Consider the following 20,333-nt stretch of genomic DNA (forward strand, 5'->3'; position numbering starts at 1 on the left):
TACCGACCATCGATACATTTCAAACCCCTTTCATAGAGGGCAATATTTTACGTGAAATTTGCCCTGAATGAAAGATCAAAAAGTGTTTATCCACAATTTTGAATTTGAGGTTACTTGCCGTCCCAGTTTGAGGTGGCGGATGGAGTACAAGCAGTACTAGAATTATCTGTACCGACAGTCCAACACCGCTCACCTTTATAGTTTAGTGCAATATGCCCATCAAGGTGCTGAGTTGAAGTTGCAATTGGTGTAGCAACTAATAACCACCTTTCTGAACCTAAGGGTGAGGATGTATCAATAACTCCACTATCATCAAGCCATTGCAGTTCTAACATATACAAAGGATTACCCTGTATCGGGTATGTAGTCTTAATACCAATATCAGTCATAGTTGCGCCTGTTACCTTAAAATTAGCAATTTTAAAGCGCTGAATTTGTGCAGCGACTTGCAACATATTTGCTTGCATATCAGTACGTTTAGTTTTTTTCACATATTGAAGATATGAGGGATATGCAAATGCTGCAAGAATTCCAACTATCGCAACAACAATCATCAATTCAACAAGTGTAAAGCCATTTTTTCTTACCATGACTCTGCTCCGGAACAATCAAAACCTATTGTCTTCCCTTGCTTAAAACACTGTATACCGGTACTCGTTACTACATAACTATTATTTTTTTCATCAGTTGATGTAGCCATAATTGCCCAACTTTGCCCGGTAGAAGATGAATTACTTAAAGTATTTGCTGTATTCGCTCCATCTCGAACACTAATATTATATTTAATATCAGTGCCCGTCGCACCATTAGGTACAACCAACAAATTGGATGAAGCATTAAAATTTAAATAATTAAAATTACGCGTTTTATGCTTCTCCAAATCCACAGCGATTTGTTTCATCGTTTGTTGTGCTTGCGATGCTAAAGATTTTCTTGCATAAGCTTGATAACTAGGAATAGCAATAGCTGCAAGTATTGCAATGATGACAACGACAACCATCAACTCAATTAAAGTAAAACCTTTTTGAGCAAATAAAGTATTTTTGTTATACATACCGCCCACCTATTGTAACTTGGCATACCAACGCTGAGGAATTAAACAAATCCTACTCGCTTCACCTGGATTACCACCCATACCATTATAAATAGTTCGAGCCCCAGTACTTAAGCAATAATTGTTTTCACTACCTCCAGTTCCACCAGACTCCCCACCCGTTCCACCGCCAGTTCCACTACCAGACCCATCATCAACACTGACAACTGTGCCTGTATGAATACCTACACCTATTTCATCTTTACCATACCATTCAGTACCAAATTTTGTTTTATCACACTGACCATATGGCAAACATAAACGCGAAAGATAACTTTCACCTTTGACACCAGCACCACAATCTCCAGAAATACCCGGACGCGAACCATCAAAAGTAGTTACGTAAAGTACGTAATTCATTGCGATTGGGGTGCCAAATACCTTCTCACTTTGAAATTTGTAGTTATTACATGAGTCTGAACCAGAACAGTTTTTATATTCATAATACCAACCTTTTGTCGAAGCATAAGGTGCTTTAAGCGTAGTATCATCCTTACGATCCTCATCCGTAATCGCAACAAGATTTGTTCTTATAATATCTTGTGTACTATATGCAGATAATGACATCAGATTTTTATTAGCAACATCTTTATCATAAACATTATAAACCGCTTCATAATCTGCACCTGAGGCATAATCCTGCAACGGCTTACTTCTATTTCCAGAGCCAATACTGATAAGCGCAAAAACATCACCTTGGTCACTATATAATGAAAATGCTGGCATATCATAAAAACGTGGACTCATCCCACCAGTTTTACTCAAATTCAGTAATCTAACAGGCTTTTTAACAATATTGCCTAGAGCCGTTGCTTTATTGTCTAAATCAACCCTAAATAATTGACCACCTAAATCTCCAAAGTAAATATTATCAATGAGTTCATCACCGTCGCGATCAACAGTTCGGATCTCACTAACAACACTATTAATCATTGTTGATACATTAGATGCTAAAGGTACTGCTGTACTAGTTGTAGCACTCGCACTTGACCACCATAATAAATCACCATTTTGTGCATCAAACATATAAACACCAGCCCCTTTTGCTGGAGCAGAGCTTGTCGGTGCATATTTAGGGCATTCATAACCTACATTTTTGGAAGTCGTATCTGTACCAGTATTACATGCTGTTGTCCCAGTTTTTGCATCATAACCACCACCAACAAACATTACTTGCTTACGAGTCGTTTTTCCTGTTGAGTCCTTCCAATTAATCCAACCAATTGCTGGTTTAGACCAACTTTGTCCCATATGTTGAAGTTGGGTGAACGGCTTAGACGTATTATTGAAAAAAACTTTTTGATTTTCTGGGTCTATATGGAACTTCAGCTTAGGATCGCTCATATTTTGCAGATCTAACGCATAGTAACTATTTCCGCCCATACGCAAACCACCATAAACCATCTGCCGGCCTTTTTGTGTTCCCTTTCCAGAACCAACTGTCAAGTAACCATTATCATCAACCACATATTCTGTATAAGCTGTCCATGGCCCGTCTATACCATAATAAAGATTATTAACACCACCACTCGTAGAATCATATTTTAGAAAAGCATTTTTTTGCTTTTCAATCATTTCATTTGGCACGAATGTAAATACTTCATCACCACCTGCATCAGAACTTCCCGACCCATTTTTATCACCAACTACAATATCGCCATTTTCTAAACGTTGTTTTCCAGCTTTAATAACATGTAAAACACCTTGTGAAGTACCAAATAAAATGTAATCTTCACGCCCCTCAGAACCGAGTCGCTTGACATCTTTATCGTATGCAATTTTACCCTTATTCGTAATTAATAAAGGAGATGAGTGCATTACTGCTCCGATTTGGCGTAACTCTTTATTTAAAGTTGTTGATGTTGGGTTGCTTAAATCATTTACGCTATAACCAAGTAGAGCCATAAGATAACTATTATTTGCATTATCGGCTTTATAGGTACTGTTTGTTAAATCTGCCCGAGTAACTTCTCTAAGCTTGGTCCCACCACTCCAAACACCTGAGTTTACATCTCGATTTGTTAATACCTTACGTTGCTCTTTAGTGTTATCACTCGCACTAAATCCTAATTTTAGTTGAGAAAACACCCCTCCACGCAATGCAAACTTAGTGCTGCCCTCTGTAAACTCATCACTTTCTTTATTTGCATCAACAACTGATGCGGCCCACAGATCATAATTATCTTTAATCGCACCATCATCATCTAAAATTGTATTTTTATTTTTATCTTTTAATACACCGTTGATAACAGCATACTTTTTTAAATTACCGGCCCAAAGTTGAAAGCTTTTCTCTGGGGTTGGTTGAAATTGAGGATAATATGCAAAATCTTGAATAACTGATGGATTTAGAGCATCTTGTGGAACAGAAGGTGAACCTGTTGTCACAGATGGAATTCCCTTATTTAAATCATTTAAAAAAGAGTTAACACTTTCTACAACATCTTGTGAGCTGCTACCAGAATACCAACCGCCGCCACCTAAAATCCCCCAAAGCGCAGCATTTTTAGCATCATTATTATCACCACAACCATTTGCTGTAGCAGAACAGCCGCCTAAATTCGCAATATTTTCTGCCTGAGTCAGATTTTTATTATAAGAACTTACACTTTCAAAAACACTCCCAAAACCCACTACGGCAGTACGCACCTCCAATGCAATGGGGTTACTTTTCTCTACAAGAGAAATAGCCCCCTTATGCTGACAATCCCAACTATTACTAGTACTACAGCTAAAGCTACTGTTAAGTCCAGTTCGCATATTACTTAATGTATCGCTTGTTAAAGAGTTAGGCTCTCCATCTGTTAATACATAAACCCCTTGCCCACTACATTTCTGTATATCACTAGTTTGAGTCAAGGAAGAGGGCTTTTCATAGGTTTGACTATTTCCGTTTCCTATTTTAGTTGATACATCTGAAAGATTAAAACCAGTTAATTTACTCGGCCGCTTACCCATTAAATAATTAATGACTTCCGCATAAGCCAAGGCTGTCGGCGTTGAACTAATGCCTTTTAAGGCTTGAACACTCTCTGTCAATATCTGACGCTGTGTTTGTGCTGTGGAACTAGCCTTATAACCCAATGCTTTAGCAGGCACTAGTATTGCACCTACATTTCGAAAACCATTATTTACACTATCATCTTTTGCACCAAGTGTAGAAAGCCCAATCACTTTTGTATCATCTAAGGCAGTAACCCCCTTAGCCGCATTACCATTCAAAAGCTCGTATAAAGCATCTTTCATACGCGCGGTACGATCGCCACAATGATAATCATTATTCGTCTGTTTATTACACGCAGTACTAATCTTATCAGCTTTAATTTTGTTCGCTGCATTTCCAGTACTCAATGCTGAAAATCTAGAGGCTGACACCGTACAATAGGTTCGTCTATAACCATAATTTGGCAATGATGAACTATTAGAAGATGCAGTAGAAGAGCCACTACAATCCTCACTACTCAAACCCAGATCCGATCTAGCAGTTCCACCACCATTCATACTGGTTGAAATATCCATCATCATCATTAAAGTGATTTCACCAGACTTTGCTTCCTGATAAATATCAATATCACTTGCTTGTGCTACACTTGATGCTACTAGACCCGTATAAATTGCTGCGATACTGGTCGCAAGAATTTTCTGACGATAGGATTTTTTTATCGCATTCTGTTCAATCTTTTTCATCTTTTCTTACTCCCAAATCACGTAAAATCTTGTGCAATCACATACTCAGTCGCATGTGAAGTATAAGGAACATTTAACCCCGACAAACATTCCGTCACACTTTTAGTTGGATCATCCTCGATGGGATCAACTTTAGATGGTTTTGTCGTACCATCAGGTATGGAAACTTCATTCATTCTTGCATTAAAACAAGTATCAATTTTCGAGCGATCTGCTGTGCTGAGCGCAGGCATAATCGAAACAGCGAACACTTTCACTGGTTTACTTTTTTCAAACTTCACACCCTTTTCATCAGAACCGAACTGCATTCCATAAAATGGATCCGCATCAGACTGAGTTGAATATTTCACAGCAACTTGAGTAATAACAGCCTTACGACCACTCGTAAAAAAGTTGCTTGTAGTAGATGTTGATGTACTGCAATAACCATCCATTCCCATTGCATTTGCTGTTGGTTTTGACTGTCCACCTTCCCATTGCATAATGCTGGCACGATTAATATCAAAAAAGTCCGCCTTATCACCTCTATAACAAAATACTAATTCTTTATCTTTATTTTCAGCCCCACTGATATAACCAAACATTCCACTCGTGGTTAAACTTTGAATTAAGTTCTCTTCTTTTTCCACACTAAAAAAAGCTGAATCAGCATTTTGTAAAAGTAATTGTTGAGCTTGGCTGTTTGTAGCAATGCTTAAACCCACTACACTATTTTTTATAGCTAATGTCCCAATTACAGTTATCGCCAATAAAAGTACCAATACAACAATCAAGGTTGCACCATTTTGATTTTTCATTTTCCTCGCTCCCCAAACGTGTTACGTAACGCAATCGTTTGCGAAACAACTTGTCTTACGTACTTAGAAGATGAATTAGTTGTTGGCGTTTTAACAACGACAGTTTGATCCAAAATTTTAAACTCTTGATCATCCTTAAAAGCAGAATCACTTCCAACACTTTGAGTCGAACGGCCTAATAACCCTAACTGAACAGATAAAATTCGTGGTTTAGGCTCTTCTGTTAAATCCATGTATGTTTCTTGAGAAATATATTCATAGCCTTTTTCCGTATGAATCCCAAATAAAACCCGAAAGTGGTCAACTCGTTTCATTATAATTTCGCCCTGACCACCAAAATCAGTTAATACTGTTGGATTGACGTCTGCAGAAGCGCTATTTTTATAAGACTCCCAATACCACCCTGCATCACAAGCTAAAGAAAGCGATTCATTTGGTTCAGTACCTTTATCGGTATCTTCCCTTAAGAAATAGCGCTGTACAATAATTCGCTTTGCAGGTTCTGTTTTTAAAAATTCAATTTTATTACCTTCACAATCGTATCCCCCAAACCACATATCATCTGATGTAACTGTTGTTCCTTTATCATCTGTGACATATTGAGGTTTGTATTGAATAACTAATTGATCACTAGACACATCACCCGACTCACAACCATTATCTATTACATCAGCACAAGAGACATTAGATGAATGAATCCCACTAGATGTCAAAAAAGATTCCGCCGTATTAGCGCCTATTAATGTTGGATATAAATTACTAAAAACTTTTTTGGGTACGGTACCAGTTGCAGGAATAGTTCGTGCATTTGCAGCAGATGTAAATACTATTCCTCCATATGTTGTTTCGTCATTTATGATGGATTTAATATTGTTTAAATTAGTAGATCTAATTTCGTCAGTAATATAATTCAAACCAAAAGTGGTATTATCCTGCAAATTAGCCATACCTTGTTGTAAAGCATAACTTTTTTGAGCCGTAATAAACATCAATATTGCTGCAGCAGAAACAATCAAACCCAATGCTAATGCAATCATTAACTCAATTAATGTAAAACCATGTTGAAGTTTCATATTAGTACACCTCCATGATCAGGCATGTTGAACTTGGATCATAAGAAGTCGAGTTAGTACATCCACCAGCCCCTGCATCCGTTTCATTCGTCGGGCTTGTCTCCCCCCACGCGACATATATACATGCACGACCATCATCATTCCCCTGACAATCGATCAAATTTACTGCCATGGCTTTTTCATGTGCTTTTTTAACAATTTCAGAAACATCAAAATCAGCCATTTCATCTGCATCACATGCGGTCTGATAACAGTTTTTAGTAGACGTTTTTTGTTCAGCCGGCGTTGTTATTTCAGACTTATATTTTTCCAAAGCACCCCGATTTACACGAATGCGCTCGGCAAAATCACGAGCCAAACTCATGCCTTCTACTCGATAGGTACTTTCAGCCGATGCCTCAATTGCACGATATTGCAATGCAATAAATCCAAGCACGCCTATTGCTAGCACTAATAGCGCGACTAGGACCTCCATCAATCCCAAACCTTTCTGTACTGATATGTAATGATGCATTAGCAAGTACCCTCTACAATTTGTTGAATTATCCCCATTCTTGAAATCGTAATTATCTTTGATTTCTCTCCGGAATTTTCGTTACAGACTTCAATGACTACGTCAGTCATTGAACTACTCACTCTTCCTGTCATATCAAATACAATAGGGCTAACTGATGTTTTTAATTCAGATTTACCAGAAGGACTCCACCCAAACAAAAGCTTTTCTCTCATTTTTTCTTTTTCAGCACTACTCGGGGTAACAGTATTTAATGAAAGATCAACCTCTACATTTTGACGATTTAATACAGCTTGAGCTCTTGCCTCATTCATTACCGAGATTAAAGTATTCGTACTTTTATTTAGATTCTGATTTAAAAGCATATTATTCATAAATGGCGCTGCCATTCCCGCAATAATTGCTATCACAGCAATTGTCACAATCAGCTCAATTAACGTAAATCCATTATTTTTCTGCATACTCCCCCCAAGGCGCGCCAAACTTTACCCTATTAAAAATAATATCCAATTAAATTACAAAACAAACACAAATCAGGATAAAAGGCATAAAAAAACAGATAATTGCCAAAAAGCAATTATCTGTCAATTCTTAAAAAAATTCAGAATGTTAAGTCATTAACACTTTATGCCTGAGTTACAGGAATACGTAACTCTTTTGGCAAACTAAATGTAATATTTTCTTCGCGACCATCAAGCTCTTGCGGCGCTTTTGCCCCCCAATCTTGTAGGCGCTGAATTACCTGTTTAATTAATATTTCAGGTGCAGATGCTCCAGCAGTTACACCAATTTTAGTCTGTTCATTAAACCATTCTTGCTGTAATTGATCGGCATTGTCCACCAAATAGGCATGCTTACCCATCCGCTCAGCCAGTTCACGTAATCGATTCGAGTTCGAAGAGTTCGGTGAACCCACAACCAATACAACATCACATTGCTCAGCCAGATCACGTACAGCATCTTGGCGGTTTTGAGTGGCATAACAAATATCATCTTTGCGCGGCCCCTGAATTTCAGGAAACTTCTGACGTAGGGCATCAATGACTTTTGCTGTATCGTCTATCGACAGCGTTGTCTGAGTTACAAACGCTACTTTTTCAGGATGCACTACTTTTAGATCAGCAACATCTTGTTCATCTTCAACCAAATAAATCGAACCACCATTTTTAGTGTCATATTGGCCCATCGTCCCTTCAACTTCTGGGTGACCTTCATGACCAATCAAAATCGCTTCCACACCTTCTCGAGCGTACTTGGTCACTTCTATATGTACCTTGGTCACCAAAGGGCACGTCGCATCAAAAACTTTTAGCCCACGGCGTTCAGCTTCTTGTTGTACCGCTTTAGATACACCATGCGCACTGAAGATCACGATATTGTCATCAGGCACTTCATCCAGCTCATCCACAAATATCGCACCGCGTTGACGCAAGTCGTCTACCACAAATTTATTATGCACTACCTCATGACGCACATATATTGGGGGGTTAAAGCATTCCAGTGCACGGTTCACAATCGCGATGGCGCGATCAACACCTGCACAGAAACCGCGTGGATTAGCTAAAACAATTTCCATAGAATCCTCAATGCCCACTCAATTTTACGGGTATCACTTGAAATAAATGTAAACAATAGACGTCTGACTATTTTGTTTGGCGCGCGTCTACTCTAAAATAGAGAAGATATTTTATCATATCAGGAAAAATATCATGTCGGGTCTCTTGTTTGTCGTTTCTGCTGCTTCGGGAACGGGCAAAACATCCCTCGTTAAAGCCCTGCTTGAACGTGTAAACAATTTACATGTCTCTGTTTCTCATACCACTCGTGGTCAGCGTCCTGGCGAATTAGACGGCGTACATTACCATTTTGCTAAAAAAGAAGATTTTCTATCTTTGGTGAATGAAGGCGGCTTCATTGAATATGCAGAAGTATTTGGTAATTATTACGGTACTGCACAGCGCACAGTAAAAGAACAATTGGCCAAAGGTCATGATGTTTTACTTGAAATTGACTGGCAAGGTGCTGAACAGGTTCGTAAACTTTTTCCTGAATCCAGACAAATTTTTATTCTTCCTCCGAGTCAGTTCGATTTACGTCAACGTTTATCCAATCGTGGTACAGACTCTGTTGAAGTGATTGAACATCGCCTCAGCTGTGCCGTAGAAGATATGCAGCAATATGTTAATTTTGATTATGTCATTATTAATGATGACTTTAATAAAGCACTGCATGACTTAGAGTCTGTGATTATTGCCAATCGTCTTGTTTTAAAACAACAAGCCATGCGCCATGAAAAACTGATTGAGAAATTAATCACTCCTACGGAACAGTGATTAAAACTTGAGTCTATAGACAAAGCACCTTATACTGCACAGTCTGTTAAAAATTTATATTCAAACGAGAATTCTTATGGCACGCGTAACCGTTGAAGATTGTTTAGACCATGTAGACAACCGCTTTGAGCTTGTACTAGTGGCAAGCAAACGCGCGCGTCAATTGGCACGTCAAGGTATCGAACCTACTGTTGAGTGGGACAATGACAAACCAACCGTTGTTGCTCTTCGTGAAATCGCAGCGGGTCACGTTTCTAAAGACATTTTGAAACAACGTGAACAAGACTACCAAACGTCAAGTTTAGACCTTGCACTTTCAGCAAATAACCTAAACTTAGACGGTTTTTCTTTCCAATAAGATAAACCTGACCTTAAAAGCCTAGTTTTTAACTAGGCTTTTTTTATGGATTCTCTTTAATATTTTACTCAGAACAGTTATAACATAAGCTTAAGAAGTGCAAAGCAAGCGAAAAAGATTTTCATTTTTTTAAACTAAAAAATTGACAAGTCATGCAATATGCATTTCATTAAAGTATTAACCGTTTCATTTGTAAATCAGTAGTAAAAGGGTGTTCTATGCCAGGCCCAATGGTCAGCCAAGCCAAGCAACAGTTAAATGTGATAATCGACGCTTACCTTTCAGTAAGTGATGTCGAACGCGTGCTTGAAGCTTGCGACTATGCGGATATTGCCCATGATGGTATTACACGTAAAAGTGGCGAACCCTACATCCTTCACCCGATTGCGGTGAGCTGTATTTTGGCGCATATGCGTCTTGATGCGGAAACTTTAATGGCCGCTTTACTGCATGATGTCATCGAAGATACTGAATTTACCAAACAAGATATTACTGAAAAATTCGGTCTAACTGTTGCTGAACTCGTCGATGGCGTCACCAAACTCAGCCATTCTAGTGATAAAGAATACAATAAAGCTGCATCCTTCCGTAAAATTCTGCAAGCCACCCTACAAGACCCACGTGTCATTATTATTAAATTGGCAGATCGTTATCACAATATGACCACACTGGGTGCTTTACGCCCCGATAAGCGTGCTCGTATTGCCCAAGAAACCTTTGAAATTTTTGTGCCTATGGCACGTCTTGTCGGTATGAATGAAATGGCCGACAACCTTGAACATTTGTGTTATCAAAATCTAGATTTAGATATGTATAACAATGTGCAAGAAGCTCTATTACAAACCAAACCGAAACGCTGCGAATACCAAACCAAGTGGGAAAACAACCTCACCACCCTGCTTGAACAGCACCATATTTCAGGTCGAATTAAAAAGAAAAACAATAATATTGAATTACTTCGCCACTTTGTAAAAAACGATATCGATTTGCAAGAGCTCACCCATAGTCACGCCTTTGAAATTATTTTACAAAGCATTGCAGACTGCGACCGACTTGCAGACATTCTTAAAGAAAGCTTTAAAGTCCTTAATTACGCCGATCATATCCGTCGCCCACTCCCTGGTGGCAACCAGTCACTGATGATGCGCTTAAAAGGTGAAAAGACCATTTTATCACTGACCATCCAAACAGAGTTGATGCGTAAAGCAGCGCGCTTTGGTGTGGTCCTCGGTGAAAATGCGCCGCAAGCTTGTCGTTCAGCGATCCAAGCCTCCATGCAAAATTTAAACGTGTTAGTCGATGGCGCATGTGCCAAGACCACATTTAGTGAATTACTGGATTATCTACATCAAGAAAAAATTTGGGTATATACCCCACACGGTCATTTGCATGAACTCCCTCAGGGTGCCACAGCGGTTGATTTTGCTTATTCAGCAAGCTTATTTTTGGGTAACCATGCCGTTGGTGCGAAAATTAATGGTGAAACTAAACCCCTTTCAACACCATTATTGAGTGGTCAAGTGGTTGAAATTATCACCGATGTTCTTGCAACACCAAACCCTGACTGGCTGAGCTTTATTAACACCCAAAAAGCCCGTCGTGCATTACAAAATATCCTTCGTGACCAAGACCAAGACGAACAACGTTTAGTTGGTCAGCAAGCTTTAAATCGCGCATTAAAACTCTTTAACCGTTCTGTGAGTGATTTGACATTAGCCGATTGGGAAAATGTGCTGAATTGGCGTCATTTAAATGACAAAGAACAATTGTTTGAACAGATCGCCGTGGGTGACTTATTACCTCAATTGGTTGCCAATCACTTATATGCTCAAGACACCATTCAGACTTCAAATTCTGCACGCTTGATCTTGGGCACTGATGGTGTCGACGTTAAATATGCGCACTGCTGTAACCCTGTTTTAGGTGATCCAATTCAAGGTCATTTATCACGTCGTGGTTTGATTGTGCACCGTTCACGTTGTCACAACTTATTGCATGAACAGCATTTACATCCTGAAAATATCATGCCGTTACACTGGACCACAGAAGACAGTGAAGACATTAGTTTTACAGCCTATTTATGCTTAAACATGCTGTTAAACGATGAGCAAATTTCAGAACTGATCTATTTATGCCGTAAAGAAAAAGTCGGTGTAGAAACTGTCCGCTCACATGAAGAAAAAACCTATGTGAATATTGTTGTACACAATCGTAAACAAATTGCCGAAATTATCCGTAATTTAAGAATGCATTTTGGCTTCCCACGCATCAGTCGTTTGGCACAACCTGTTGCTATCAACGAAACTGCGAAAGTTGCCAGCTAACCTGACACCGCTTATTTATATATGTTGTGTCTGTGATGATAATAGGAGAAATAGATGTCCCGCCAGGTAATCCATACTGAAAATGCACCCGCTGCAATTGGTACTTACTCACAAGCCATTTTAGTGGGCGACACTTTGTATTTATCAGGTCAAATTGGCTTAGATCCATATAGCATGGAGCTGGTAGAAGGCATTGAAGCTCAAATTCGCCGTGTATTCGACAACTTAAAAGCGGTATGTGAAGCTGCAGGTGGTACGCTAGCTGATATCGCTAAGCTGAATATTTTCCTCACTGACCTTTCTAACTTCCAATTGGTCAACCAAATTATGGGTGAATACTTTGCTCAACCCTACCCTGCACGCGCAGCACTCGGTGTAGCTAGCCTACCAAAAGGTGCTTTAGTAGAAATGGATGGCGTGGTGATTATTAATCAATAAGTTAGTAAACATCGCTTAAGCCCTTCACGAAATATCTCATACTAAAAGAACAGAAGCCTCATCCGGAAATCTGAGCATTACTCAGATTTCCGCTTAAATGACATTTTTTATTCAAAAACTCAATCACCTTAAAAGCATTTTCAAATGATTTTTATTGACAAACGATAATAATTATCAATAATATTACTTATCCCATTTATTCACTTGGTTTGATTTCATGTACGTTTGTTTGTGCCGTGGTATTACTGATCAAGACATTAAAGATGCAATTGCCAATGGTGCAGAAAGCTATCGTGAAATTCGCGATATGCTCGATTTAGGCACCTGTTGTGGTCGCTGCGCTCCTGAAGCACGTATGATCATCAGTGATGAAGTTGCACAAATTGCAGCCCGTATCGCAATTGCTGCATAAACCAAGTTTTTAAATTTTATCAACAATCATAATTATAAAACCAATGGTCTCAGACCATTCCTCCTCCCCCGCTTCTGACTCTAAGCGGGTTTTTATTTATTAAAGCCCTGAAAATTAGCACTTTGTTTTGATTGTGATTTTCATTTGCTGTTCTATAAAACACTCGCTAAATTGCACTTTGTTGTTTAAGATATTTCTATTCTAATATCGAATTTATATTGCTTAGTTCGAGCTTTATTGCAGTTAAGGAGTCAGACATGAAAGGCAATCGTGATGTAATTAATCAGTTAAATCAGGTGCTTTATCATCATTTAACTGCAATTAACCAATATTTTCTTCATTCACGCATGTTTAACGATTGGGGCATTGAGCAACTCGGTTCTGCAGAATATAAAGAATCAATTCGTCAAATGAAGCATGCTGATAAAATTATTGAGCGTATTCTTTTTTTAGAAGGTCTTCCTAATTTGCAACACCTTGGTAAGCTCTATATCGGTCAGCATACCGTTGAAGTTTTAAATTGTGATGTACGTAAAGTCAAAGAGAACATTGAAGCCATTCAAACTGCAGTTAAACTAGCAGAAGAGCAGTTAGATTATGTCACTCGAGATCTGGTTCAAGAAATCTTAGAAAAAGAAGAAGAATGGTTGGATTGGACGACGACTCAGCTTGATTTGGTTGAATCTTTGGGTATAGAGAATTACATTCAAAGTCAAATTTAAACTTATTAAAAAACCCGCAGATGCGGGTTTTTTATCTTCAAATTTTACTTCCAAGGACGAAGATCGACAATTTTAATCACTTCACCCTTCTCTTTATTAATTAAAACGACCATTGGTAGACCATATGTTTCCAAAGGCACCCATGCCGTTGCCTGTGGATATGCCTTAATTTTCTGCTGCACAACAATATCAGAATTCCACTGACTAAGCTCAGACAAAGCATGAGCTTTGGTTTTCATCTGCTCTATGACTTGTTCCAATGGAATGTAGCGTTCAGGATATTGAGCCAAAGAAATACCATTTAACATAGCACCCATTTGCTCTATTTGCTGTTCTTCAGGATTAACTGCTTGCTGTATACCTACAAACTTAGCACGGAGCCACGTCGGGGTTTGATATTGGGGTTGTATTTGCTTTTTTTCATTAGTTTTAATTTCATTACTACGAACTAGTTCAAACTTATCACTATTAAATGCAATCCATACAGGGCGTGCTTGAGCAATAGTATATACTCCATAACATAATGCAGCGACTTGTATTAAAATCACTACTGCTAAATCGATTTTTAAAGTTTTCTTACCTTCTTTATAGACCAACAATCCCAGCAAAGGCCCCAAAATAACATCTATGACCAAAAGCATAAAAAAAATATGAGTTACACCTGCAGCTTTTGAGAGTGGTGATGGATACCAAAATACAAACACCATACTAATTACAATAATCGCTACCAAGAATGAGATACATAGATGACTTAGAAAAAACTTAGTGCGATTCTTCATTTTTAATGCATTAAATGGAAAACTATATTTTAACGCCATCTTTCAAATAAACCTAATATTTTTATGATTGATAGTTTTAACGGTTCCTTATATAGTACTAATTAAACTCTAAGAATCAATCATCATAATGCTATGAATTTTAAATTTATTAAAAATCGCTTTTCAATTTTAATATGTAAATAAGTTTGAGACACATTGAATTAAAGATTAATTTTACGATGGTTAATGTCATATCTACATTAATTATTTCTTTTTACTTCAAAACAAGACTAAATTTTGAATTTTATGAAATTTTTATCACATAAAATTCACCAATAACTCTAATTTATGCCAACTTAAACATAAAACCAGAACCCCTATGCTAAATTAACAGTGCATTTTCTTACTACAATACTAATAAAATAAAGTTTTAAGTTATCTTTTAAAAATAAATCTTTACTACAAAATAATACAAAAATATACTTAATACACTGCAATACCGGAAAATATCATCATAAAAAGATTAGTATCCAGACCTCCCACTATGCAATACAAAATAAAATTTACTGATATTGCTGCTTTAATTTTTGATAAATTAACATTTTTGTTTGATCATATTGTTGTTGACCTAAAGCAGCTTGACCACTTGCCAATAATGTCACAACACCACCTTTATCATCCACAACAACCAAGGAACTTGCCCCTAGCAAAGTTCCATCACGGAAATATACTTTTAAACTATTTGAATCTTCTTGATAAGGAAACATTGCATAACCGTAACAATCCCTTAGTTTTCTGATATTACAAGCAAATTGGGGTTGACTCAAAATATTCGGTTGTGGTTTTTGGATCATTTTTTCCACTTGTAAAGCCAATGCACTTGCACTGCCAGAAAGTCCAGCCGAAGATGCTAAAGCAGGAAAATCAAAGGCTGTATAAATATTGCCGTAACCCGTTAAAGATGTTTCAACATACAGGTATTTCGCCTCATCTACTTTACGCTGATTGTCTAAGAATTGGATTCCATTTTCTGCCAAAGCATATTTTTTTTGAATACCACTTTGGAAGCTCATTTGGGTTTGTGCTGCTACAACCTCTCCCAATAAACAATAACCCAAATTTGAATAACTATAGGTTGTGTTGGGGTCAAATGAAAGTTGTGTTTGAACCAGTCGCTGCAAAGATGATGGGCAAAATGGTGTTTGTCCAGATCTAAACATTTCATCCCCCATTAAACCTGTACGATGAAAACCTGCACGATGTAGTAACAAATCACCTACCGTGATTTGTTCAATACGAGCATCTTCAGGTTTAGGTATGTTAGGTAATAGTTTTAATATAGGTGTGTCTAACTGGATTTTATTTTGTTTAATTAAATCTAAAACTGCATCACTGGTCCATAATTTGGACACACTTGCATAACGAAAGCGCGTATTTGCATTTACTTTGCTAGATAAAAGCGGCAATCCCAAATATCCACTTTCGCAATGAAATAATTGACCTTGTGGAGAAAGATAAGCGATTTGGGTATTGGGCGCGCGGTGTAACAAAGTAGTCTGTTTTAAAAGTTGCGCCAACCAATTTGGACTATTATTAGTACATTGCAACGCATGTTGTTCTATTTTTGCCTGTATGGGATACAACTGTAAACGTAGCTTATTGCGTTCAAGTGTATTCACATAATAATATGTACAAACACCTGCCAAAAAAAATAAAAAAATAACGATTATTAATTCTGATAATTTAACTTCACGGCGCATATTCATCTCTTTTAAATAAAGAACCTCCCATATGGGAGGTCCTTTATTAATAAAAATAATTTATTAAGAGCCAGATTTTGCAGGACAGCCTGACGGTGCAAATTTTGTATCAATTGAACCAGCATCACAAGTCCAGCTACCACCTGCAGTGTCAGCAGCACGAGTCCAAGTAATTGTTTTATCTTTCAAATTACCACTCGCGCCAACACCAAATTTACCTTTAATTGTACCTGCGCCAGTCGCCATAGTGAAATCTAATGTAGGTTGCATAAGATCATTCACTTTCTCACCGCCAGTCGGCATTTTACCTTCTTCACCAGCAGCACCCAATAAGCTTGAACCAGGTACGTTAAATACACACTCTTTACCATCAGTCAGACATAAGTCAACGAGTGTTCGTAGGCTACCCAACTCACCAACTACACGTGTAACTTGCGACTTAGTAACATAGTTTTGGTATTGAGGAATCGCAATTGCAGCAAGAATACCGATAATTGCAACAACGATCATTAATTCGATAAGAGTAAAACCCTTTTGAACTGATTTCATAACATTCTCCACAAATGTTTTTTAATTTAATTATTTAATAAAGCTATGTAGCTTGTTTTATAAATAGCACAGAGCGTGCCAAGATTTATTATAGTGAAAATGACAGAAAAAACAGCACTTTAAAAAAATATTTTTATTTTTTGTAATCATTACGTCTCTTTTTGTGTTTAAAAGTGACGATTTGTGTCACTTTATCACCGTTTTTTAGCGCAGTATTATTGGCGCATTTGCAATTTCATTATTTCGAACTACAGACTTCCCTGCATAAAAGTGATCCATCACATCACCAATCTCTTTTACACCTGCCGTCAAAGCTATACGGTATTGTTTATTTTGCATGTTTTGGATAATTCGCGCGCAAATAGCCTGCCACACTTGGGCATCGGTTGCCTGTCTCATCCCGCGATCAATCACAATTTCCACCTGACGTTCACACAAGTTTAAATAAAGCAAAACACCACTATTAAACTCTGTATCCCATACACCTAGTTCCGCAAAGAGCTGTTCAGCACGTGCGCGGGTATTTTGATAATAGGCTTGGTTCGAAGGAATATGCCCTTCGATCACCACTTGTATTTCGCCCACATGGCCATGTTCAGCTTCTGTCACCGCTTGCGCAATGGCCTGCTGATCTTGCTTATTAAAAAAGCGGTTTGCTGCAGGCATATAAAAGAAGTGCTTCAACCAGCGTTTCAAACTTGGTTGCTGTATTTCCTGTGTTTTAGGACAGGTGACAATTTCTGTTGTTTCTGTTTTCGTTACCATGAACCTGATGCTCCCCCACCACCAAAGCCACCACCGCCTCCGCTATAGCCTCCGCCACCAAAGCCACCACCTCCGCTACGGCCTCCACCGCCCCCACCACCAGCAAGGAACATTTGAAAAATGGTTTGAGCAATAGCAGTGATGAGTAGAAAGAAAATAGCTCCACCCATCAACAGACTGGTGAGTAAACCTGCACCGTTGACCAACCCAGCAACGGTACCTGCAACAGCGGCAGTTGACGCACTTAAGCGTTTACCCACTATAAATGATGCAAAAATACCAATCACCAAAATGATGAGAACCGTTGTAAACGTTTTCTCTTTGGCTTGTTGCTCGTGTAAGGCTTGTTCCTGACGTTCTTTTAACTCTTGGGCTGCTTGAGCGGCAACTTCAGGGTCTTGATTTAAAATTTGAGTTATTTCTGTTAAGCCAGCATCAATACCTTGAGCATACTGAGCTTGCTTAAAATACGGTGTGATTTGATTACGGATAATTCGACTAACGATGATATCGGGCATGATTCCTTCTAACCCATAACCCGTGAGGATTTGAATTCTGCGATCATTCACAGCGATCGCCATCAATATCCCATTGTCACGCTTTGCTGAACCGAGTTGCCATTTTTCTGCAACACGCAAGGCGTAATCAAAAATATCTTCTTGACCCGTGGTTGGTACAATCACGACACCAACTTGCGCCTTGCCTTGTTCGTGTAACTGTAAAATTTTCTGGCTAATGGCTTGCTTTTCAGCAGCGGAAAGTAAGTTTGCCTGATCAACTACAGGTTCATTTAGGGTCGGCAAGCCACGAATCGACTCGCCATCTGCCATATCATTGGCGATATTCGGCTGCTGAATTTTGATTTCAGGCTGTGCTGTTGTTTCTTTTTGCGTAGCTGACTGCTGATCTTTTAATATTTTACCGACAACAACTGTTTCAGCATCTACATCTGTAGCGGTGGCAGTTTCTGCATGTGTAAAACCCACCACACACAATAAGCATGCTAAAACCATGCGCTGCAACCACAACAAACCTGTATGTTTTAGCTCAAAATCCACCATCAGCCCACCTCACAATGCAGTGACGCCAATTAATTAAAATCAACTTTCGGTGCAGTTTGTGCACTTTGCTCTGCGCTAAAGTTAGGCTTGGTATCCATACCAATGACTTTAGCTGTCATCACTTGCGGGAACTGGCGTGCATAGCCGTTAAAGTCTTGTACCGTAGTAATGTAGCGATTACGTGCGACAGCTATACGGTTTTCAGTGCCTTCTAATTGAACCTGTAAATCACGGAATTGCTCATTGGCTTTTAAATCTGGATAATTTTCCGAAACAGCAATTAAACGTGAAAGTGCGCTGGTCATCTGCGCTTGTGCTTCTTGATATTTTTGGAACAATGCTGGATCTTCCAAAACTTCCTTATCCACTTTTAAGCCCGCAACATTGGCACGTGCTTGAGTCACTTCGGTCAGCACTTGTTCCTCATGTTTCGCGTAGCCTTTCACTACATTGACAAGGTTAGGTACCAAATCTGCACGGCGTTGATATTGGTTTTGTACCTCAGACCATGCTGCTGTAACGGCCTCGTCTTTGACTTGTAATGTGTTATAGCCACAACCACTGAGGGTCAACGTACTGACTAATGCGATTGCGAGCATGCTTTTTTTCATTGAATTCATAACCCTTAACCTCAAGTATTTATTTGTAATTGTTTAAATAAATTCATTCTAACCCTATTTTTCGAATGAATTATGTATTTTCTTTGTGATTAAACTGATCCACTCAAAAAATATTGAGCATGAAAAAAAGCCCACAACTCGGGCTTTTTTTATCATATTGAATTAACTATACAATTGCGGTGTGATTTCAGTCTGAAAACTTTCCATTTGATATTCATCAGCAAGGCGTTCTTTCCAATATTTCACGATCTGACTGTAATCAATTTCGCTCGGATGGAATTCTGCTTTGTAATATGACAAATATTCAGGCGCTAGTTGAATAAACATTTTTGCCAATAAATACGCGCCGAAAATATTTCCGCCAATCTTCGGTAAACTTTTTTTCTTATCCTGCATAAATAGCTTAGTTGCAGAATAAAACGTAAGACTTGCAAAACCCGTGGTCACACTGCGCATAATCATCCGACGTATTTTGTCATCACCATACACATGTTGATATACATCGAATGCCACCGCGCGATGCTCAATTTCTTCAATCGCATGCCAAACCCAAAGTTTCACTGCATCATCATCCAAAGTACTGAGCACTTCAGGATGTCTTAAAATATAGCCGCCAAGCAAAGCGGTAAAATGTTCAAAAGCACAGGTGATTGCAAGTTGAATCTTTGGATGTAAGTTTTTTACATAGCTGTCTTTACGTGCCAACCATGCTTGGAAACGATCTAAATTATAGCTTTCACTGCGCCAAGCATCGTTAAATTCAGCATGGGCTTTGGAGTGCATCGCTTCTTGCCCAATGAATGCTGCGATCTCAGCTTGCAATTTTTTATCACTGACTTGATCGCGTACATTGCGCACACTATGCACAAAGAATTGCTCACCAATGGGAAAGGTCGATGACAATGCCGTCAACAAATGCGACATCACCGGTGAATTTGCAAAATAATGCCGACGAATCGCTTTAGGATTGAATTGTGCTCGACGTACCGTAATGCCAATGGCTTTAGGACGATTTAGATATGTTTTTTGTGTCGTCACTTGCGTCATGGTCGCTTCCTAAGATTTAGAT

General features: G+C 38.5%; 21 protein-coding genes. 6 read left to right on the plus strand and 15 right to left on the minus strand.

Annotated features, from left to right (window positions below; translation table 11 throughout):
- Positions 1-110 precede the first annotated feature (110 nt).
- The 8 genes from B1202_RS04295 to ispH all read right to left on the minus strand — a co-directional run bounded on the left by B1202_RS04295 (position 111) and on the right by ispH (position 8,740).
- A complete protein-coding gene (locus tag B1202_RS04295) occupies positions 111-590 on the minus strand; it encodes a type IV pilin protein (RefSeq protein WP_078189355.1) in 480 nt (159 codons plus the stop codon).
- On the minus strand, positions 584-1,054 hold the full coding sequence (locus B1202_RS04300; protein ID WP_078189356.1) for a type IV pilin protein: 471 nt from the start codon (positions 1,052-1,054) through the stop codon (positions 584-586). The genes B1202_RS04295 and B1202_RS04300 overlap by 7 nt, the downstream gene beginning before the upstream one ends.
- 9 nt (positions 1,055-1,063) lie before the next feature.
- The gene (locus tag B1202_RS04305) at positions 1,064-4,780 is read right to left on the minus strand and encodes a hypothetical protein (protein ID WP_078189357.1); all 3,717 of its coding nucleotides are present in this window, start codon (positions 4,778-4,780) and stop codon (positions 1,064-1,066) included.
- Positions 4,781-4,797: 17 nt separating this feature from the next.
- A complete protein-coding gene (locus B1202_RS04310; RefSeq protein WP_078189358.1) occupies positions 4,798-5,577 on the minus strand; it encodes a PilX N-terminal domain-containing pilus assembly protein in 780 nt (259 codons plus the stop codon).
- Complete coding sequence (locus tag B1202_RS04315; protein WP_078189359.1) at positions 5,574-6,650, minus strand: PilW family protein; 1,077 nt, start codon at positions 6,648-6,650, stop codon at positions 5,574-5,576. Before B1202_RS04315 ends, B1202_RS04310 begins: the two co-directional genes overlap by 4 nt.
- Before the next feature lies 1 nt (position 6,651).
- On the minus strand, positions 6,652-7,164 hold the full coding sequence (gene pilV, locus B1202_RS04320) for a type IV pilus modification protein PilV (RefSeq protein WP_078189360.1): 513 nt from the start codon (positions 7,162-7,164) through the stop codon (positions 6,652-6,654).
- The gene (locus B1202_RS04325) at positions 7,164-7,625 is read right to left on the minus strand and encodes a GspH/FimT family protein (RefSeq protein WP_078189361.1); all 462 of its coding nucleotides are present in this window, start codon (positions 7,623-7,625) and stop codon (positions 7,164-7,166) included. Before B1202_RS04325 ends, pilV begins: the two co-directional genes overlap by 1 nt.
- A 164-nt stretch (positions 7,626-7,789) precedes the next feature.
- Entirely contained in the window at positions 7,790-8,740 is a 951-nt protein-coding gene (gene ispH, locus B1202_RS04330) for a 4-hydroxy-3-methylbut-2-enyl diphosphate reductase (RefSeq protein WP_078189362.1), read from the minus strand.
- 133 nt (positions 8,741-8,873) lie between these two features.
- Between ispH and gmk the strand changes: the two genes are divergently transcribed.
- The 6 genes from gmk to bfr all read left to right on the plus strand — a co-directional run bounded on the left by gmk (position 8,874) and on the right by bfr (position 13,751).
- On the plus strand, positions 8,874-9,497 hold the full coding sequence (gene gmk / locus B1202_RS04335; RefSeq protein WP_078189363.1) for a guanylate kinase: 624 nt from the start codon (positions 8,874-8,876) through the stop codon (positions 9,495-9,497).
- 76 nt (positions 9,498-9,573) lie between these two features.
- Positions 9,574-9,855: a DNA-directed RNA polymerase subunit omega gene (gene rpoZ, locus B1202_RS04340; RefSeq protein WP_067762989.1), complete on the plus strand. Its 282-nt coding sequence runs from the start codon at positions 9,574-9,576 to the stop codon at positions 9,853-9,855.
- A 218-nt stretch (positions 9,856-10,073) separates the two neighbouring features.
- Positions 10,074-12,179: a RelA/SpoT family protein gene (locus B1202_RS04345; protein ID WP_078189364.1), complete on the plus strand. Its 2,106-nt coding sequence runs from the start codon at positions 10,074-10,076 to the stop codon at positions 12,177-12,179.
- Positions 12,180-12,233: 54 nt separating this feature from the next.
- Positions 12,234-12,617, plus strand: coding sequence for a RidA family protein (locus B1202_RS04350; RefSeq protein WP_078189365.1), 384 nt, complete (start codon positions 12,234-12,236; stop codon positions 12,615-12,617).
- Between the two features lie 217 nt (positions 12,618-12,834).
- Positions 12,835-13,029: a bacterioferritin-associated ferredoxin gene (locus B1202_RS04355; RefSeq protein ID WP_078189366.1), complete on the plus strand. Its 195-nt coding sequence runs from the start codon at positions 12,835-12,837 to the stop codon at positions 13,027-13,029.
- A 257-nt stretch (positions 13,030-13,286) separates the two neighbouring features.
- Entirely contained in the window at positions 13,287-13,751 is a 465-nt protein-coding gene (bfr, locus tag B1202_RS04360) for a heteropolymeric bacterioferritin subunit Bfr (protein WP_078189367.1), read from the plus strand.
- A gap of 44 nt (positions 13,752-13,795) precedes the next feature.
- Here bfr and tfpZ read toward each other — a convergent pair whose 3' ends face one another.
- From tfpZ to B1202_RS04395, 7 genes are all read right to left on the minus strand, one after another.
- A complete protein-coding gene (gene tfpZ / locus B1202_RS04365; RefSeq protein ID WP_078189544.1) occupies positions 13,796-14,530 on the minus strand; it encodes a TfpX/TfpZ family type IV pilin accessory protein in 735 nt (244 codons plus the stop codon).
- Between the two features lie 542 nt (positions 14,531-15,072).
- Positions 15,073-16,269: a serine hydrolase domain-containing protein gene (locus B1202_RS04370; RefSeq protein WP_078189368.1), complete on the minus strand. Its 1,197-nt coding sequence runs from the start codon at positions 16,267-16,269 to the stop codon at positions 15,073-15,075.
- A 63-nt stretch (positions 16,270-16,332) separates the two neighbouring features.
- Positions 16,333-16,818 (minus strand): pilin, encoded by a 486-nt coding sequence (locus B1202_RS04375; RefSeq protein WP_078189369.1) that lies wholly within the window; start codon positions 16,816-16,818, stop codon positions 16,333-16,335.
- 204 nt (positions 16,819-17,022) lie between these two features.
- Positions 17,023-17,583, minus strand: coding sequence for a TPM domain-containing protein (locus B1202_RS04380; protein WP_078189370.1), 561 nt, complete (start codon positions 17,581-17,583; stop codon positions 17,023-17,025).
- A complete protein-coding gene (locus tag B1202_RS16685) occupies positions 17,577-18,644 on the minus strand; it encodes a TPM domain-containing protein (RefSeq protein WP_078189371.1) in 1,068 nt (355 codons plus the stop codon). Before B1202_RS16685 ends, B1202_RS04380 begins: the two co-directional genes overlap by 7 nt.
- 29 nt (positions 18,645-18,673) lie before the next feature.
- The gene (locus B1202_RS04390; RefSeq protein WP_078189372.1) at positions 18,674-19,264 is read right to left on the minus strand and encodes a LemA family protein; all 591 of its coding nucleotides are present in this window, start codon (positions 19,262-19,264) and stop codon (positions 18,674-18,676) included.
- Between the two features lie 162 nt (positions 19,265-19,426).
- Positions 19,427-20,311 (minus strand): metal-dependent hydrolase, encoded by an 885-nt coding sequence (locus tag B1202_RS04395; protein ID WP_078189373.1) that lies wholly within the window; start codon positions 20,309-20,311, stop codon positions 19,427-19,429.
- Positions 20,312-20,333 lie beyond the last annotated feature (22 nt).

The organism is Acinetobacter amyesii (assembly GCF_002018365.1).
GTDB lineage: Bacteria > Pseudomonadota > Gammaproteobacteria > Pseudomonadales > Moraxellaceae > Acinetobacter > Acinetobacter amyesii.

Coding starts and splice junctions, on each gene's coding strand:
- B1202_RS04295 (WP_078189355.1), bottom strand. CDS start 590: ATGGTAAGAAAAAATGGCTTTACACTTGTTGAATTGATGATTGTTGTT.
- B1202_RS04300 (WP_078189356.1), bottom strand. CDS start 1,054: ATGTATAACAAAAATACTTTATTTGCTCAAAAAGGTTTTACTTTAATT.
- B1202_RS04305 (WP_078189357.1), bottom strand. CDS start 4,780: ATGAAAAAGATTGAACAGAATGCGATAAAAAAATCCTATCGTCAGAAA.
- B1202_RS04310 (WP_078189358.1), bottom strand. CDS start 5,577: ATGAAAAATCAAAATGGTGCAACCTTGATTGTTGTATTGGTACTTTTA.
- B1202_RS04315 (WP_078189359.1), bottom strand. CDS start 6,650: ATGAAACTTCAACATGGTTTTACATTAATTGAGTTAATGATTGCATTA.
- pilV (WP_078189360.1), bottom strand. CDS start 7,164: ATGCATCATTACATATCAGTACAGAAAGGTTTGGGATTGATGGAGGTC.
- B1202_RS04325 (WP_078189361.1), bottom strand. CDS start 7,625: ATGCAGAAAAATAATGGATTTACGTTAATTGAGCTGATTGTGACAATT.
- ispH (WP_078189362.1), bottom strand. CDS start 8,740: ATGGAAATTGTTTTAGCTAATCCACGCGGTTTCTGTGCAGGTGTTGAT.
- gmk (WP_078189363.1), top strand. CDS start 8,874: ATGTCGGGTCTCTTGTTTGTCGTTTCTGCTGCTTCGGGAACGGGCAAA.
- rpoZ (WP_067762989.1), top strand. CDS start 9,574: ATGGCACGCGTAACCGTTGAAGATTGTTTAGACCATGTAGACAACCGC.
- B1202_RS04345 (WP_078189364.1), top strand. CDS start 10,074: ATGCCAGGCCCAATGGTCAGCCAAGCCAAGCAACAGTTAAATGTGATA.
- B1202_RS04350 (WP_078189365.1), top strand. CDS start 12,234: ATGTCCCGCCAGGTAATCCATACTGAAAATGCACCCGCTGCAATTGGT.
- B1202_RS04355 (WP_078189366.1), top strand. CDS start 12,835: ATGTACGTTTGTTTGTGCCGTGGTATTACTGATCAAGACATTAAAGAT.
- bfr (WP_078189367.1), top strand. CDS start 13,287: ATGAAAGGCAATCGTGATGTAATTAATCAGTTAAATCAGGTGCTTTAT.
- tfpZ (WP_078189544.1), bottom strand. CDS start 14,530: ATGAAGAATCGCACTAAGTTTTTTCTAAGTCATCTATGTATCTCATTC.
- B1202_RS04370 (WP_078189368.1), bottom strand. CDS start 16,269: ATGCGCCGTGAAGTTAAATTATCAGAATTAATAATCGTTATTTTTTTA.
- B1202_RS04375 (WP_078189369.1), bottom strand. CDS start 16,818: ATGAAATCAGTTCAAAAGGGTTTTACTCTTATCGAATTAATGATCGTT.
- B1202_RS04380 (WP_078189370.1), bottom strand. CDS start 17,583: ATGGTAACGAAAACAGAAACAACAGAAATTGTCACCTGTCCTAAAACA.
- B1202_RS16685 (WP_078189371.1), bottom strand. CDS start 18,644: ATGGTGGATTTTGAGCTAAAACATACAGGTTTGTTGTGGTTGCAGCGC.
- B1202_RS04390 (WP_078189372.1), bottom strand. CDS start 19,264: ATGAATTCAATGAAAAAAAGCATGCTCGCAATCGCATTAGTCAGTACG.
- B1202_RS04395 (WP_078189373.1), bottom strand. CDS start 20,311: ATGACGCAAGTGACGACACAAAAAACATATCTAAATCGTCCTAAAGCC.